This is a genomic window from Rhodoferax sp. (assembly GCF_012927445.1).
Lineage (GTDB): Bacteria > Pseudomonadota > Gammaproteobacteria > Burkholderiales > Burkholderiaceae_C > Rhodoferax.
The window spans coordinates 92,614-107,687 of sequence record NZ_JABBPD010000008.1 but is presented as its reverse complement, the minus strand read 5'-3'; the positions used below and the strand labels follow the sequence as shown (position 1 = coordinate 107,687).

The window sequence follows — 15,074 nt, the reverse complement described above, 5'->3', positions numbered from 1 at the left end:
CTCCCTGTTTTAATGCGTGTGGCATGTCATTCTCTGGGCAGCTCAGTCAACGATTGCAGGCTCGACGGTTCAAAATCGACTGCTGGCGAAATGGCGTGCTGTTTCACCTGCCCCCGGCGTATGCGCACCACATCTTCCAGTTGCCGCTTCATGTTGTCGAAGGCCTCGCGCAGGGCCACGTACACATCTTCGTGCTGGACCCGGTTCACCACCAGTTCGTGGCCCGGCAGTGTGAGGTCGATGCGCACGCTGAACGGGCGCCCCTGGTGCTTGTGCTTTTGCTCCAGGTCGATGCCGACACGGCAAGCCATGATGTCGGGCGCAAACGATTCGAGCTTTTGCGCGTGCTCATTGGCGCTCGCCGCCAATGCCGCCGAATGTTCCATGCCATGAAATTTAATTTGAACCGGAAGCTTCATCTTTTCACCCCTGTGCGACCATAAAAATGCATTTTTGGGGACACCCAGAAAACCCAGTTGAGATTTGTCAACGGCACAATACACTGGCCCCAACCTCCCGCCATCCCGCCCATGATCCAGCTGCTAAAAACCTTTTCCTGGCAAGAGTTGCGCCACCACCCCTGGCGCAACGCGGCCGCTGCGGTGGCGGTCATGCTGGGCGTGGCGCTGGCGTTTTCGGTGCAGTTGATCAACGCCTCGGCGCTGGACGAGTTTTCGCAGGCGGTGCGCTCGGTCAACGGCCAGCCCGACCTGGAACTCCGCGGGGTGCAGGGCAGCTTTGACGAAACACTCTATGCCCGCGTGGCCGCCCTGCCGCAAGTCAGCGTGGCGTCGCCCGTGCTCGAATTCAGCACCTACGCCCTGACCGGCCGTAACGAGCGCGTGCTGCTGCGCGTGGTCGGCGTCGATGCCCTGGTGGTGGCCGCCGTGGCCCCGGCGCTCATGCCGCGGCCCACGGCAGGCGCCGACCGCCTGGCGATCTTCTCGCCCCGCAGCGTATTTTTGAATGCCGCCGCCCGCCAGCGCCTGGACGGTGACACGCTGCAACTGCAAAGCGGCCTGCAACTCAAGACCGTGACCCAGGCCGGCAGCGTCAGCGCGGGCGGCGCGCCGCTGGCGGTGATGGACATTGGCGCGGCACAAGAGCTGTTTGGCAAACAAGGTCAGCTCACGCGCCTGGATCTCCGCCTGCAGGCCGGCGCCGACCGGGCCGCCTTTGTGCGCGCCCTGCAGTCCGACCCCAGCTGGCCACCCGACGTGACGGTGACCGAGCCGGGCGATGCGGCGTCGCAGGTCAGCAACCTGTCGCGCGCCTACCGCGTCAACCTCACCGTGCTGGCGCTGATTGCCCTGTTTACCGGGGCGTTTCTGGTGTTCTCGGTGCTGTCTTTGAGCGTGGCCAAGCGGGCGCAGCAGTTTGCGCTGCTCGGTGTGCTGGGCTTGAGCGGGCGTGACCGCCTGCGCCTGGTGTTGTGGGAGTCGCTCGCACTCGGCCTGGTCGGCAGCGCGGCCGGTATTGCGCTGGGCACGGCGCTGGCGGCGCTGGCGCTGCGCCTGCTCGGGGGCGATCTGGGCGGCGGCTACTTTGCCGGCGTCGCCCCCACCTTGCAATGGAGTAGCGGGGCAGCATTGGTGTACGGCGCCTTGGGCGTGCTGGCCGCGCTGGTGGGTGGCTGGTGGCCGGCGCGGCAGGCGCAGCGCCTGCCGCCGGCACAAACACTCAAAGGCCTCGGCGGCGCTCAGGTGACGCGCCGCAGTCACTGGCTGAGTATTATTTTGATAGCAGCTTCCGCCCTGCTGGCAAGGGCTCCTGCTGTATTTGATATACCGCTGGCAGCCTATGCCTCGGTCGCGCTGCTGCTGGTGGGCGGCATCACGGCGCTGCCGTGGCTGGTGGCGCTGCTGCTGGACCAACTCGCGCCCCTGGTGGCCCGCCATACCCTGCCCATGCTGGCCGTCGAGCGGGCGCGCCGGGTACGCGAGAGCGCGGCCGTCGCCGTCAGCGGCGTGGTGGCCTCGCTCAGTCTGGCGGTGGCCTTGACCGTGATGGTGGCCAGTTTCCGTGACTCAGTCACGCAGTGGCTGGACCGGGTGCTGCCCGCCGACCTGTATGTGCGCAGTGCCGGCAACCTGGGCGCCAATGACACGGTGTACTTCAGCCCGGAGTTTGTGCAGGCCGCCGCCCAAATCGCCGGCGTGCAGCGGGTGCAGGCCCAGCGCCAGATGGCGCTGCTGTTGGACCCGGCCCGGCCGGCGGTGACACTGATCGCCCGCGAGTTGGGGGACCCGGCGCGCAACCTGCCGCTGATGGGCGAGCCGCTGCCGGTGCCGCCCGGCCAGATCGGCATCTTTGTGAGCGAGGCCATGCTCGACCTGCATGGCGCCCGGCTGGGTACCGTGTTCACTCCACTTTCAGCATCATTTAAGCCTCTAACCCCCGTCGCACCTGCGCAAGTAGCTACGTTTTTTGTAGCGGGCGTGTGGCGCGACTATGCCCGCCAGACGGGTGCGATTGCCATGGACAAACGTGTCTTCGAGCAACTCACCGGCGACCGGCGCGCCAACGATCTGGCGCTCTGGCTCAACGCGCAAACACAAGTCCCGCGCGTGCAGCAAGCCCTGCGTAACCTGGCCGACCCGCTGGGAAATGGGGCTGGCCAGCTGCTCGAATTTGGCACCGCCAGCCAGATCCGCGCCTCGACCCTGAAGATGTTTGACCGCAGTTTCGCCGTCACCTACTGGCTGCAGGCCGTGGCGATTGGCATTGGCCTGTTTGGCGTGGCCGCCAGCTTCAGCGCCCAGGTGCTGGCACGGCGCAAGGAGTTTGGCCTGCTGGCCCATCTGGGTCTGACGCGGCGGCAGATTCTGGCGGTGGTGGCGTTTGAGGGGGCGGCCTGGACAAGCCTGGGCGCGATGGCGGGCCTGGCCCTGGGCCTGGCGGTGTCCGTGGTGCTGGTGCATGTGGTCAACCCGCAGAGCTTTCACTGGACCATGGAGTTGATGCTGCCCTGGGTTCGGCTGCTTGCACTGTGCCTGGCCGTGGTGGCCGCGGGCACCATCACCGCCTGGCTGGCGGGCCGGGCGGCGGCCGGCAAAGACGCGGTGTTGGCAGTGAAAGAAGACTGGTAGCGGAGCTAGCGCGCCACCCGACCCTGAATTATTTTTTTCCGCTTTTTTTCATGAACGTCAGCAGTTCCTTGTCACTGCGCCGGATGTGCAGCGACAACCAGTCGCGCAGCACGGTGGACAACTGCGAGGCCACCGTGATGCTTCCGGCGTCGTATTTTTGTTGCAGGTCGCGCAAGCTTTCGGTGAACTTGAGGTGCCCGATCTTGTGCCGTTCCAGATGCGGAAAATGAACGGCGGCCATTTCTTGCTCTTCCATGCGCAGGTGCTCCGCCGTGTACTGGACCAGTGAATTCAGAATTTTGGCGACGACTTCCTGGCCACAGCCCTGGGTTGTGGCCGTATGCAATTCATTCACCAGATCCACCAGATGGCGATGGTCCCGATCAATCGGGCCGTTGTCGATCACCAGGTCATCCGCCCATTCAAAATACGCCATTTACCGCTCTCCGATTGTTATTTTCAGGGGTGCCGTGCGCTGCGCTCATGCCGCTGCGCCGTCAAAGGCCAGCGCCAAATCCTGACGCCGCCCCAGCTTGAACACACTCACGACTTGCACCATGCTTTGCGCCTGATGCTCCAGTGACTGGGCGGCAGCGGCGGCTTCTTCTACCAGCGCCGCATTCTGTTGCGTGACCTGGTCCATCTGCGTCATCGCCTGGTTGATCTGGTCAATGCCGGCGGACTGGTCCTGGCTGGCGGTGGTGATCTCGCCCATGATGTCGGTCACGCGCCGCACGCTCACCACGATTTCATCCATGGTGCTTCCGGCCTGCTCCACCAGCTTGCAGCCTTCGTTGACGTTGTCGACCGAGGCCCCAATCAGTTCCTTGATTTCCTTGGCGGCCGAGGCCGAACGGCCGGCCAGGCTGCGCACCTCGCTGGCCACCACGGCAAAGCCCCGCCCCTGCTCGCCGGCACGGGCCGCTTCCACCGCGGCGTTCAGGGCCAGGATGTTGGTCTGGAAGGCAATGCCGTCAATCACGCCAATGATGTCGGCAATCTTCTTGGACGACACGTTGATCGCCTCCATCGTATGCACCACTTGCGCCACCACCGCACCGCCTTTGACGGCGACGTCGGAGGCCGAACCGGCCAGCTGATTGGCATGTTTGCCGCTCTCAAAATTCTGCTTGACGGTGGCCGCCAGTTCTTCCATGGAGGCGGCCGTCTGCTCCAGCGCACTGGCCTGCTCCTCGGTGCGGGACGACAGGTCCAGGTTGCCGGCCGCAATCTGGCTGGTGGCGGTGGCCATGGCCCCGGAACCACCGCGCACCTGGCTCACGATCGTCACCAGGTTGTCCTGCATGGACTTGAGCTGGGCCATCAGGCTGGTGGTGTCGCCCGGCTTCAGGTCAATCTGCACGCTCAAATCGCCGGCGCTGACACTTTCTGCGACGGCAGCGGCTTCGCCCGGCTCGCCACCCAACTGGCGGGTGATGGAGCGAACCGTGACAAAGCCGAAAAAGACGGCAAACAGGATGCCACTGACAATGGCCGCGATCGAGACCGAACGGAACAAGTCATAGCGTGCGCCAGCGGCAGTGAACTCTTCTTTGGCCACGTCAATCTGGAGTTGCATCAAGGCATCAATGCCGACCTTCACCGGAACATAAAGGGGACGAACTTTTTCAAATACAACGCGCTTGGCACCCTCAAAATCATTGCCGCGCAGGGCGGCCACGGCGGGACGCAGGCCCTCCTGCACAAACTGGCCGCGGTCCTCTGCAAATTTCTTGGCAATTCTGGCCTCCTCCACCGTCAAGGTGGTGGCCAGGTAGGCGGCCCAGACTTTACCGATGGCGGCAATATTGGCGTCCACCTCCGCCGTATCTTTGGCGATTTCTTCGGGAACGGGATTCAGCAGGTTGCCAGCGATCAGCAGCCGATTGCGCAGGATCATCCGGTTGATGTCGGCAATCTGGCCCATGTGCACGGTGCGGTCTTCGTACACCGTCTTGAGCGCGTCGTTCGCTTTACTGATGCCAAACAGGCCGATCGTGCCGATAAACAGCAGCAGCACCGACAGACTGCCGATCAGGATGATCAGGCGGGTGGAAATTTTCAGGTTGTTCATGATGCTTTACTTTGAAGAAAGGCGATGCTTGGCGCAAAAGCCACAGAGACTCGATTTTGACATGGTCAATTATTGAGGCCGCGCCGTCCAGCGTCTGCAACAGACGCGCCCCCGTCGCCTTTGCCCGCACAACATGAACGCACCCGCCATGTGCGGCGGTGCGACAGCGCCAGCACCGCCCTCGGGTTAGCGCAGCGCGAGCATCGCCATGCCCGGCAGCCGGAACCGCCCTGCCACATCGCGCAAATCCCCGGCTTGCTCCTGCAGGCTCTGCGCGGCAGCGGCCGACTCCTCAACCACGGCCGCATTTTGCTGGGTCATCTGATCCAGGCGGTTAACGGCCACGTTGATGCTCGACATGCTACTGCTTTGCCCGCCCGTGGCGGCGGTGATTTCGCCAATGGCCTGCGCCAGACGGCCCACCGAATCAACGATGGTGGACATGGTGTCCTTCGCCTCGATGACCTTGCTGGTGCCCAGCTTCACTTTGTCCACCGAGTCGCTGATCAGCGACTTGATCTGGCGCGACGCCACCGCAGAGCGGTTTGCCAGCGCACGCACCTCGGCTGCCACCACGGCAAAACCGCGCCCCTGGTCGCCCGCGCGGGCGGCCTCGACCGCCGCGTTCAGCGCCAGAATATTGGTCTGAAAGGCAATGCCGTCGATGACGGCCGTGATATCTGCAATCTGGCGCGACGATTCCCGGATCTCGTCCATCGTCTGCATCACCTCCGACATGGCCGAACTACCACCCGCGGCCTCCTTGGCCGCCGATTTGGCCAACACCTCACCCCGGGTAGCGGCCTCCAGCGAGTGCTGCATGGTCGATGTAATCTGCTCGACGCCGGCCGCCGTTTGTTGCAGGAACGAGGCGGTCATTTCGGTCCGGGTCGAGAAATCAAGGTTACCGGCCGCGATCTCCGTGGCCCCTTCCGCCACCGTCCGGCTGGCCCCCTGCACCTGCGACACCAGACTGTGCAACGACACCTGCATGCGGCCCAAGGCGGCCAGCAACCGGCCGCCTTCGTCGCGGTCGTGTCCTTCAATGCGTTGCGTCAGGTCCAGCGCCGCCACCCGGTTGGCCGTGTCCACGGCCTGCTGGATGGGCCGGGTGATGGCGCGCACGAGCCAAACCGACAACACGCCGCCCAGCAACAGCGCACACACGCCAAACAGGATCAGGCTCCAGCGCGCCGACAAGCTCAAGTCGCTGATGCGCGCCACGGACGCATCGATCTCGGCGCGCTGGGCCTCTCCGAGTTGGGTCACGGCATCCAGCAAGGCCTGCGCAGCCGGCGTAAAACGGTTGACATACACCTGCTCAATGTTCGAGGTCAAACCACTGTCATGAGCGACATTGAGCTCATCCCGGGCTTTGATGAACTTGACATTGGCCTCCGTCATATGGCGAAAAATGACCTGGTCAGCGGGCGCCGTCATCATGGTGCCCATTTTGCGAAGCAACTCATCCACCGCCGCCGAGGTCTTGTTTATTTCGGGGGTCAACACATCCCCGACCTGGGGCTCCGAGCTCAAGGCCAGTGCCTTGGAGCGGGCCACATTGACCGCAATGTGACGGTGCAAATCACCCGCCAGGCGCTCCGTGGCCATGACTTCATCCACCATCCGCCCGGTCTCTTTTGAAACCCGTTGCAATGACCAGACCCCGAGCGCCGATCCGATGAGGGCCACCGCCAGAACAAGCGATAGAACACTCATGATCCGGCGCGAAAAGGAGCCGGATACCCAGAACCCGCTCCAGGAAGTTGCTTGTGACATTGATAACTGCTCTTTTCGTAATACCGGCCCAACGCAGGCCGGGTGAGATTTAAACCAAGGGAAAACCCGGGTCATCTTGTGCGAATTGTGTGACAGCGGTATGACATAGGCGTGACAAATTCTCTTTTTCAGGCCCACGGTGCGCAGGACCCTGCCCCCACGCGGCCGCGCCGTCCGGCCAACCGGGATCGCAGCGACAATTTGGGCATGACAGACGCCACGCCCCCCAACTTGTTCCGCCGACACCTGCTGCTGACCGGACTGGCGACGCCGTGGTGGCCGTTACAGGCCGCGGCCAAAACACCCACAGCGGCTGAGCCGTTGCGGCCGCGTGTGCTGCAGTTTCCGCGCGACCTGGGCAGCCACCCGGACTACGCCATTGAGTGGTGGTACATCACCGGCCATTTGCGCGCGGGCGCGCGGGCCACTGAGCGCGAGTTCGGCTTTCAACTGACATTTTTTCGCTCACGCGTCGAGAGCACGCAGGGCATGAGTTCGGCCTTTGCCGCCAAGCAGCTGATATTTGCGCATGCGGCCGTGACCGACGTGACGGGCCAAAAGCTGTGGCACGACCAACGTATTGCGCGGCAAGGTTTTGAAGTGGCGCAGGCCCGCAACGACGACACCGCCATCACTTTGCGCGACTGGTCGCTGACGCACGAAGCCAGCCAGTACCAGGCCCATGCGGCTGGCCATGGCTTTCGTTTTGCACTGGCCTTGCGCGAGATGCAACCGCTGCTATTGCAAGGGGTGCAGGGTCTATCGCGCAAGGGGCCGGATGCACGGCAAGCCAGTTTTTACTACAGCCTGCCGCAACTGCAAGTCACCGGCTCGCTGGCCTTGGAGGGACAAGCGATGCCAGTGCAAGGCACGGCTTGGCTCGACCATGAATGGAGTCAGGCCCTGATGCACCCGCAGGCGGTGGGCTGGGACTGGATTGGCATGAATCTGCTGGATGGCAGCGCGCTCACCGCCTTTCGGCTGCGCGACAAGGCCGGCAACGCACTGTGGGATGGCGGCTCGTTTCGTCGCCCGGCCCTGGGGGCCACGCCCCAGGTTTTTGCGCACGGCGAGGTGCTATTCCAGCCGGTGCGCAGCTGGACCAGCCCGTTGACCCAGGCCCGCTACCCGGTGGAATGGACCGTGCGGACGCCAACAGCGGCCTACACCGTCAAAGCCGTCCTCGACAACCAGGAGCTCGACAGCCGCAACTCCACCGGCGCGGTGTACTGGGAAGGCTTGAGCGAGTTGTTTGACAGCCAGGGCCAATTGATTGGCCGCGGCTATTTGGAGATGACCGGCTACGCCAGCCCGTTGCGACTGTAGGCACGGCTCAAGGACATCAATGCGCGCCGGCGGCGGCATCGGCACTGGCCGCCCCGCCCATCTTCGGCCGTGACAGCCAGACCACGGGAATGAGCAGCAGAAAAATCAGGGCCGAGGCATAAAACACATCGTTGATGGCCAGCATGTAGGCCTGCTGGTCCACCAGCCGATTCACCTGTGCCAGCGCTTGCTCAGGCGTCAGGCCCGCGCTGCTCAACCCGGACAGCACCTGGGTTGCCGCCAAACTGCCTTGATGGATCGACTCCGACAGTTGGGCGTGGTGCATGGCGGCGCGGTCTTGCCAGACCGTGGTGGCAATCGAGGTGCCAAACGAGCCCGCCACAATGCGCACAAAACTGGACAGGCCGGAGGCCGCCGGAATTTTGTCCGGCGAGATGCCGGAGAGCACGATGACCGACAGGGGTATGAAGAAAAACGCCATGGCAATGCCCTGTATCAACGTGGGCAGCATCATGGTGCCGAAGTCGGCCTGGGTGTTGAAATGCGAGCGCATGATCAAGACCAGCGAAAACACGACAAAGGCAAAGCTGGCCAGATAGCGCGGGTCCACCTTGCTGACGTTTTTACCCACCAGCGGCGACAGGACGATGGCAAACAGCCCGACCGGCGCCAGCAGCATGCCAGCATCGGTTGACGGGTAGCCCATGAACTGTTGCAGCCACAGCGGCAGCAGCACGACATTGCCAAAGAACAGGCCGTAGCCCACCGAGATGGCCACGGTGCCGGCCCAGAAATTGCGCCGCTTGAACAAGCGCAGGTCCACCACCGGGTGTTCCTCGGTCAGTTCCCAAACCAGAAAGAAGGCAAAGCCGACCAGCGCCACCACGCCGAGGCCGACGACTTCAGGCGAGTGAAACCAGTCCAGCTCCTTGCCTTTGTCCAGCATGATTTGCAGCGCCCCGACCCACAGCACCAGCAAGCCCAAACCGACGCCATCAATCGGCAGTTTGTGCGTCACACTTTCGCGCTTGTGGTAGATCGACCAGACCATGAAGGCCGACAGCAGGCCAATCGGGATGTTGATGTAAAAAATCCAGGACCAGTAAATGTTGTCGGTGATCCAGCCGCCCAGCAGCGGCCCCAGCACCGGCGCCACCAGCGTGGTCATGGCCCACAAAGCCATGGCCAGACCGGCCAGCGCCGGCGGGTAACTCGACAGCAGCAGTCCCTGCGACAGCGGAATCATGGGCCCCGCGACAAAGCCCTGCAGGGCGCGAAACGCAATCAGCGAGGTCATGTTGGGCGCCAGGCCGCACAACCAGGAGGCCAGCACAAACAGCAAGACGCTGGTAATGAACAGCCGGACCTGGCCGAAACGCTGCGACAGCCAACCGGTAAGCGGCAAGGCAATGGCGTTGGCGACGCCAAAGCTGGTGATCACCCAGGTGCCCTGGTTGGCGCTGACGCCCAGGTCACCGGCAATGGCCGGCAGCGAGACGTTGGCAATCGACGAGTCCAGCACGTTCATGAACGTGGCCAGCGACAGGGCAATCGTGCCCCACAGGCGGGCCGAGCCTTGCAGCGGCGGCAGGGGAATAAAGGGAGAGGCGGTGGCCATGCGGGGCTCGGTTAACGGCGGTTTCTAATTAACGGCGGCCGCTGTTGGCGGCCACGATTTTGCGGACCGCCTCGACGGCACCGTTGTCCAACGCGTCGTACACCGTGGTTTGCACCAGCGCGGCAGCACGCGGGGCATCGGCCAGCGTTTTGCCGTCTTGGTTGCTGACATCGACCGTGGCTTCCATGGACAAACCGACACGCAAGGGGTTTTGCGCCAATTGAGCCGCGTCCAGCGCCACACGCACCGGAACGCGCTGCACCACCTTGATCCAGTTGCCAGTGGCGTTTTGCGCTGGCAACAGGGCAAAGGCGGCGCCGGTGCCCATGCCCAGACCGCTGATCGTGCCTTTGTACTCCACCTTTTTGCCGTACAGATCGGCCGTCAGACTGACCGGCTGGCCAATGCGGATGTTGCGCAACTGCACTTCCTTGAAGTTGGCATCCACCCACAACTGGTTGAGCGGAATGATCGACATCAGGGGCGTGCCCGCCGCCACGCGCTGCCCCAGCTGCACGCTACGCCGTGCCACAAAGCCGTCCACCGGCGCCGGCAAGGCGGCGCGCTGGGTCGTCAGCCAGGCCTCGCGCACTTTGGCCGCCGCGGCCATCACACTTGGGTGCTGGTCGATGCTGGTGCCGTCGGTCATGGCCTGGTTGCTGACCAGCTGTTCCTTGGCCGCGCTCACCCCGGCCAGCGCCGCCGCCAACGCGCTCTTGCCGTTGGCCAGTTGCGTTTGGGCGTGGTTGAGTTCTTCCCGGGACACGGCACCGTTGCCGACCAGCGACTGGCGACGATTCAAGTCATCGGTGGCGCGGGCGATTTCGGTTTGCGCCTTGCTCACATCCGATTCGCGCAGGGTGATTTGCGCCCCCAGACTGCCGTTGTTGGCATACAGCGTGCGCACCTGCCGCACGGCTTGAGCCAGGTTGGCCGACGCCTGCTCCAGGGCGATTTTGGCGTCCGCCGGGTCGAGCTTGACCAGCGGTTGGCCGGCTTTGACGTAATCGGTTTCGTCCGCCAGGATGGCCATGACGGTGCCGCCAATCTGCGGCGTGATCTGGATCACATTGCCTTGCACATAGGCGTTGTCGGTGGACTCGTAGTGGCTGGCCACCAGCCATTCATAAGCGGTCCAGCCGAGGCCGGCAACGACTACCACGCTGGCCAGCGTGATCAACAGTCGTTTGCGGGTGGGATTGCTGGCCACATTGGCGGCGGGGGTGGGGGTTTGAGGTGCAGTCATGGGGGCATTCAAAAATGGGGGAAGTAACTTATTTTTGTGAGGTGGCAGCGGGCAGATCAGCGTGGTAACCACCGCCGAGCGCACGCATCAGCGCTACTTGGGTATCAAGGGCGCGGGCGGCGAGAACGACACCCTGGCGGCGTTGGTTGAGCACCGTTGTTTCGGCGGTCAGCACTTGCAGGTAATTGCTCAGCCCGGCTTCATAGCGCTGCACGGCAATCGCATGCGCGTTCTCGGCCGAGGCTTGCGCGGCACGCTGCTCGGTTTGCTGACGCGTAATGGCCTGTGACGAGGCCAGTTGATCAGCGACCTCGTGGACGGCGTCGATGACGGCCGCGTTGTAGCTCTCAATGGCGGCATCCAGATCCGACGTTTTGCCGCGCAGGTTGGCGCGCAGCCGGCCACCGTCAAACAGGGGCAGCCGCAGCGCCGGGCCGACGCCCCACTGCTCGCTGCCCGCCCCGAACAAGCGGTCCAGCCCAATGCTGGAAAAACCGGCAAACGCCATCAGGTTGACGTTGGGATAAAACTGGCTCCGCGCATTGCGCACGTCTTGCGTGGCGGCTTCGACGCGCCAGCGTGCGGCCGCAATGTCAGCCCGCCGACCCAGCAGGTCCGATGGCAGCACCTTTGGAGCTGCTATATTTTTAATAGCTGATTGCGAAGGTAACACGGGGGCTACAGGCTTATTTTGCTGTCCAATTAGGGCATTCAGTGCATTCTGGGACAGCGTCAACTGCTCCTGCAGGGTTTCGATCTGCAGCCGGGCCTCGGGCAAGGCACCTTCACTTTGACGCAATTCCAGTTGTGTATCCAGGCCGGCGTTGACCCGGTCTTGCACCAGATGCTGGGCCTGGGTGCGTTGAGCCAGCAGTTGCTGCGCGACCCCCAGTTGCTCGTTCAGGCGCACCAGCGAGAAGTAGTTGCGCGCCACGTTGCTTGCCATCAGCATGCGGGCGGCCTCGGCATCGGCCTGCGCGGCGCGGGTGCTGCCCAGCGCGGCTTCCAGGGCGGCGCGATTTTTGCCAAAAAAGTCCAGCTCCCAGCTGCCGCTGAGTTGCGCAGTGCCACTTTCTTGGATCGTGCCTGCCAGCGGAGGCGGAACGGCGCCATTGGCGGTGTACTTTTGCCGTGTGGCCTCGATCCCGGCAGAGAGCTGCGGGCCGCTGGCGGCATCGACGCTATCAGCACCCGCCTGGGCTCGTGCCAAGCGGGCCTGCACAATTTTGAGGCTGGGGTTATTGGCCAGCGCCGCCTCGATCAGCTGGTTGAGTTGCGCGTCGCCAAACGCCTGCCACCACTGGGCCTCCAGCGTCACCGGGGCATTTTGCTCCGCAGGCAAACCCAATGACGGGGCGTCGCGCAGGGTGGCGTGCGGCTGGATGCCGCTCGTGCTGGCGCACGCCGTGAGACCGAGCGCCACGAGCGCGAGCAGTGCGGCTTGGGTCAAGTGAGCGCGTGCGCCCGTTTTGTTTGGTTCAAGCCTCATGCGGGCCTCCTGGCGTCGGTGGGGTGGACTGGGCTTGGGCGTTGTCGAGGATGCGGCGCAAAAAACTTTTCAGGGTGTCAAACTCTTCCAGCGAGAAGCCGGCCAGATGCGCGTTGTGAATCCGGCAAAGCAAGGCTGGAATGCCTTTTGCCACTTCACGTCCGGCCTCGGTCAATTCAATATTGACAACACGCCGGTCCGCCACGGATCGCACCCGCAGACACAAGCCCTTGGCTTCCAGTCGGTCCAGCATCCGGGTCATGGCGCCGCAATCCAGGTGACATTCACGCGCCAGTTCGGCCACGGTGGAGGTCTTGCCCAGGTACAACTTGAACAGCGGGAACCATTGGGCGTTGGTCAGGTCACTGGCTTCCAGTTGACGCTCGACTTCATGCGCCACGGTGGACAACACGCGCCGCATCAAATAACCCACACTGTCTTCCGGGACGTAATCCCCGGGATGGTAAAACTCGTTGGCCTCGCCCGCGGCCTCGGTGCCGGGCGGGCTGGAACGGCCGGATGTATTGGAAACACTCATAGGCATCATATTATTTGCTTAGGCAATTATTGTCAAGGCTAAGTTTGGCGCGGCAATGTTTTGGGCTTTTTGGCTACACTGTGACGCATGTCTACCCCTTCTCCCTCCAAAGCGTCGCCGCGCTCCCTCTCCGGTCTGCGCCCTTTTCTGCTGCCTTACCGCGGCCGCATTGCGCTGGCGCTCATTTTTCTGGTGATGGCAGCCGTGGCGACGCTGGCTTTTCCCATCGCCCTGCGTTACCTGATTGACGGCGGTTTGGTGCAAACCGACAAGGGCGCTCAGGTGATGGCCTTGCGCGAACACTTTGCAGCCCTGTTTGCGGTGGCGGTGGCGCTGGGCCTGTTTTCAGCCGGCCGCTTTTACATGGTGAGCTGGCTGGGGGAACGCGTCACCGCCGATTTGCGCAACGCGGTGTACGGCCACGTGCTGCAGCAAAGTCCCGAGTTTTTCGAGACCACCCAGACCGGTGAAGTGCTGTCGCGCCTCTCCGCCGACACCACGCTGGTACAGACCGTGGTCGGCTCGTCACTCTCCATGGGCTTGCGCAATACCGTGATGGGCATCGGCGCCCTCGGCATGCTGATCTGGACCAACCCCTATGTGATGTTTCAGGTGCTGGGCGTGCTGGTGCTGATCGTGGCGCCTGCACTGTGGTTTGGCCGGCGCGTGCGCAAACTGTCACGCGCCAGCCAGGACCGCGTGGCGGATTCGAGCGCCATCGCGGCGGAGGTGCTGAACGCCATACCGGTGGTGCAGAGCTACACCGCCGAAAGCCGCGAATCGGCCCGCTTCACGGCGTCCACCGACAGCGCCTTCCAGACGGCCGTGCGACGCACCCGAGCCCGCTCGGTGTTGGTGGCGTTCATCATCATCGCCACCTCGGCCGCCCTGTTGTGGGGCTTGTACCAAGGCACGCAAGCCGTAATGGCCGGCCGCATCAGTGCCGGCGATCTGGGCCAGACGGTGATGTACGTCATCATTCTGGCCAGTGCCTTTGCGATTCTGGGCGAGGTCTACGGCGACTTGCTGCGCGCCGCCGGTGCAACCGAGCGCCTGATGGAGTTGCTGGGCAGCCGCTCGCCCATTGAATCACCCCTAAATCCAGTGCCAGCCCCCGCGCAGCTTGCGGGAAGCGCTATTAAATTTGAAGCAGTTAATTTTCACTACCCGTCGCGCCCCAACCAGCCGGCACTGAGTGATTTCTCCCTGAACGTTCAGCCGGGTCAGACGGTGGCCATCGTCGGCCCCAGTGGCGCGGGCAAAAGCACGGTGTTTCAATTGCTGCTGCGCTTTTACGACCCGGCTTCGGGCCGGATTGTGCTGGACGGCGTGGCCACGCACGAGCTGGCTTTGCACGACCTGCGGCAGCGCATCGGCATCGTGCCGCAAGACGCGGTCATCTTCTCCAGCAGTGCACTGGAGAACATTCGCTATGGCAAGCCCGAAGCCAGCGACGACGAGGTCAAGGCGGCGGCGCAAGCCGCCTTTGCCGACGAATTCATCAGCGCGCTGCCTGAAGGCTATGCCACCTTTCTGGGTGAACGCGGCGTGCGCCTGAGCGGCGGCCAGCGTCAGCGCATTGCGATTGCCCGCGCCATGCTGAAAAACCCGCCGCTGCTGTTGCTGGACGAAGCCACCAGTGCACTGGACGCCGAGAGCGAACGCATGGTGCAGGCGGCGCTGGAGTCCGCCATGCGTGACCGCACCACGCTGGTGATTGCGCACCGCCTGGCCACGGTACAAAAGGCCGACCGGATTGTGGTGCTGGATCACGGCCAGTTGGTGGAACAAGGGACGCACGCCGAACTGGTGGCGCGTGGCGGGGTTTATGCGGGTCTGGCGGCTTTGCAATTCAACGCCTGATGCGGTGTCATTGCGGCCTTGGCCAGGCATCACCGGGTTGCACCTGGCTTTCTGTGCCCACTTCATGGTTATGAGTTTTATGCATAGATAG

General features: G+C 63.5%; 11 protein-coding genes. 3 read left to right on the top strand and 8 right to left on the bottom strand.

What is annotated here, in order from left to right:
- Window positions 1-26: 26 nt before the first annotated feature.
- Window positions 27-419, bottom strand: coding sequence for an HPF/RaiA family ribosome-associated protein (locus tag HHJ17_RS16080; RefSeq protein ID WP_296502688.1), 393 nt, complete (start codon window positions 417-419; stop codon window positions 27-29).
- Window positions 420-530: 111 nt separating this feature from the next.
- Between HHJ17_RS16080 and HHJ17_RS16075 the strand changes: the two genes are divergently transcribed.
- Window positions 531-3,089, top strand: coding sequence for an ABC transporter permease (locus HHJ17_RS16075; RefSeq protein ID WP_296502687.1), 2,559 nt, complete (start codon window positions 531-533; stop codon window positions 3,087-3,089).
- A 28-nt stretch (window positions 3,090-3,117) separates the two neighbouring features.
- Here HHJ17_RS16075 and HHJ17_RS16070 read toward each other — a convergent pair whose 3' ends face one another.
- The 3 genes from HHJ17_RS16070 to HHJ17_RS16060 all read right to left on the bottom strand — a co-directional run bounded on the left by HHJ17_RS16070 (window position 3,118) and on the right by HHJ17_RS16060 (window position 6,882).
- On the bottom strand, window positions 3,118-3,525 hold the full coding sequence (locus tag HHJ17_RS16070) for a bacteriohemerythrin (protein WP_296502685.1): 408 nt from the start codon (window positions 3,523-3,525) through the stop codon (window positions 3,118-3,120).
- A 45-nt stretch (window positions 3,526-3,570) separates the two neighbouring features.
- A complete protein-coding gene (locus HHJ17_RS16065; RefSeq protein ID WP_296502683.1) occupies window positions 3,571-5,163 on the bottom strand; it encodes a methyl-accepting chemotaxis protein in 1,593 nt (530 codons plus the stop codon).
- A 186-nt stretch (window positions 5,164-5,349) separates the two neighbouring features.
- The gene (locus HHJ17_RS16060) at window positions 5,350-6,882 is read right to left on the bottom strand and encodes a methyl-accepting chemotaxis protein (RefSeq protein WP_296502680.1); all 1,533 of its coding nucleotides are present in this window, start codon (window positions 6,880-6,882) and stop codon (window positions 5,350-5,352) included.
- Window positions 6,883-7,053: 171 nt separating this feature from the next.
- Here HHJ17_RS16060 and HHJ17_RS16055 point away from each other — a divergent pair, with 171 nt between their 5' ends.
- Complete coding sequence (locus HHJ17_RS16055; RefSeq protein WP_296502678.1) at window positions 7,054-8,268, top strand: carotenoid 1,2-hydratase; 1,215 nt, start codon at window positions 7,054-7,056, stop codon at window positions 8,266-8,268.
- Between the two features lie 16 nt (window positions 8,269-8,284).
- On the opposite strand, the gene HHJ17_RS16050 is transcribed toward HHJ17_RS16055, so the two are convergent.
- Genes HHJ17_RS16050 through HHJ17_RS16035 form a run of 4 tightly spaced genes read right to left on the bottom strand, consistent with a single transcriptional unit; the run spans window position 8,285 to window position 13,120 of the window.
- The gene (locus HHJ17_RS16050; RefSeq protein ID WP_296502676.1) at window positions 8,285-9,847 is read right to left on the bottom strand and encodes a DHA2 family efflux MFS transporter permease subunit; all 1,563 of its coding nucleotides are present in this window, start codon (window positions 9,845-9,847) and stop codon (window positions 8,285-8,287) included.
- Between the two features lie 28 nt (window positions 9,848-9,875).
- A complete protein-coding gene (locus HHJ17_RS16045) occupies window positions 9,876-11,093 on the bottom strand; it encodes an HlyD family efflux transporter periplasmic adaptor subunit (RefSeq protein WP_296502674.1) in 1,218 nt (405 codons plus the stop codon).
- Between the two features lie 28 nt (window positions 11,094-11,121).
- Window positions 11,122-12,582: an efflux transporter outer membrane subunit gene (locus tag HHJ17_RS16040; RefSeq protein WP_296502671.1), complete on the bottom strand. Its 1,461-nt coding sequence runs from the start codon at window positions 12,580-12,582 to the stop codon at window positions 11,122-11,124.
- Window positions 12,572-13,120, bottom strand: coding sequence for a MarR family transcriptional regulator (locus tag HHJ17_RS16035; protein ID WP_296502670.1), 549 nt, complete (start codon window positions 13,118-13,120; stop codon window positions 12,572-12,574). The genes HHJ17_RS16040 and HHJ17_RS16035 overlap by 11 nt, the downstream gene beginning before the upstream one ends.
- An 87-nt stretch (window positions 13,121-13,207) precedes the next feature.
- Between HHJ17_RS16035 and HHJ17_RS16030 the strand changes: the two genes are divergently transcribed.
- The gene (locus HHJ17_RS16030; protein ID WP_296502667.1) at window positions 13,208-14,983 is read left to right on the top strand and encodes an ABC transporter transmembrane domain-containing protein; all 1,776 of its coding nucleotides are present in this window, start codon (window positions 13,208-13,210) and stop codon (window positions 14,981-14,983) included.
- The last annotated feature ends 91 nt before the right edge of the window (window positions 14,984-15,074 follow it).

Coding starts and splice junctions, on each gene's coding strand:
- HHJ17_RS16070 (WP_296502685.1), bottom strand. CDS start 3,525: ATGGCGTATTTTGAATGGGCGGATGACCTGGTGATCGACAACGGCCCG.
- HHJ17_RS16040 (WP_296502671.1), bottom strand. CDS start 12,582: ATGAGGCTTGAACCAAACAAAACGGGCGCACGCGCTCACTTGACCCAA.
- HHJ17_RS16075 (WP_296502687.1), top strand. CDS start 531: ATGATCCAGCTGCTAAAAACCTTTTCCTGGCAAGAGTTGCGCCACCAC.
- HHJ17_RS16050 (WP_296502676.1), bottom strand. CDS start 9,847: ATGGCCACCGCCTCTCCCTTTATTCCCCTGCCGCCGCTGCAAGGCTCG.
- HHJ17_RS16080 (WP_296502688.1), bottom strand. CDS start 419: ATGAAGCTTCCGGTTCAAATTAAATTTCATGGCATGGAACATTCGGCG.
- HHJ17_RS16045 (WP_296502674.1), bottom strand. CDS start 11,093: ATGACTGCACCTCAAACCCCCACCCCCGCCGCCAATGTGGCCAGCAAT.
- HHJ17_RS16030 (WP_296502667.1), top strand. CDS start 13,208: ATGTCTACCCCTTCTCCCTCCAAAGCGTCGCCGCGCTCCCTCTCCGGT.
- HHJ17_RS16065 (WP_296502683.1), bottom strand. CDS start 5,163: ATGAACAACCTGAAAATTTCCACCCGCCTGATCATCCTGATCGGCAGT.
- HHJ17_RS16060 (WP_296502680.1), bottom strand. CDS start 6,882: ATGAGTGTTCTATCGCTTGTTCTGGCGGTGGCCCTCATCGGATCGGCG.
- HHJ17_RS16035 (WP_296502670.1), bottom strand. CDS start 13,120: ATGAGTGTTTCCAATACATCCGGCCGTTCCAGCCCGCCCGGCACCGAG.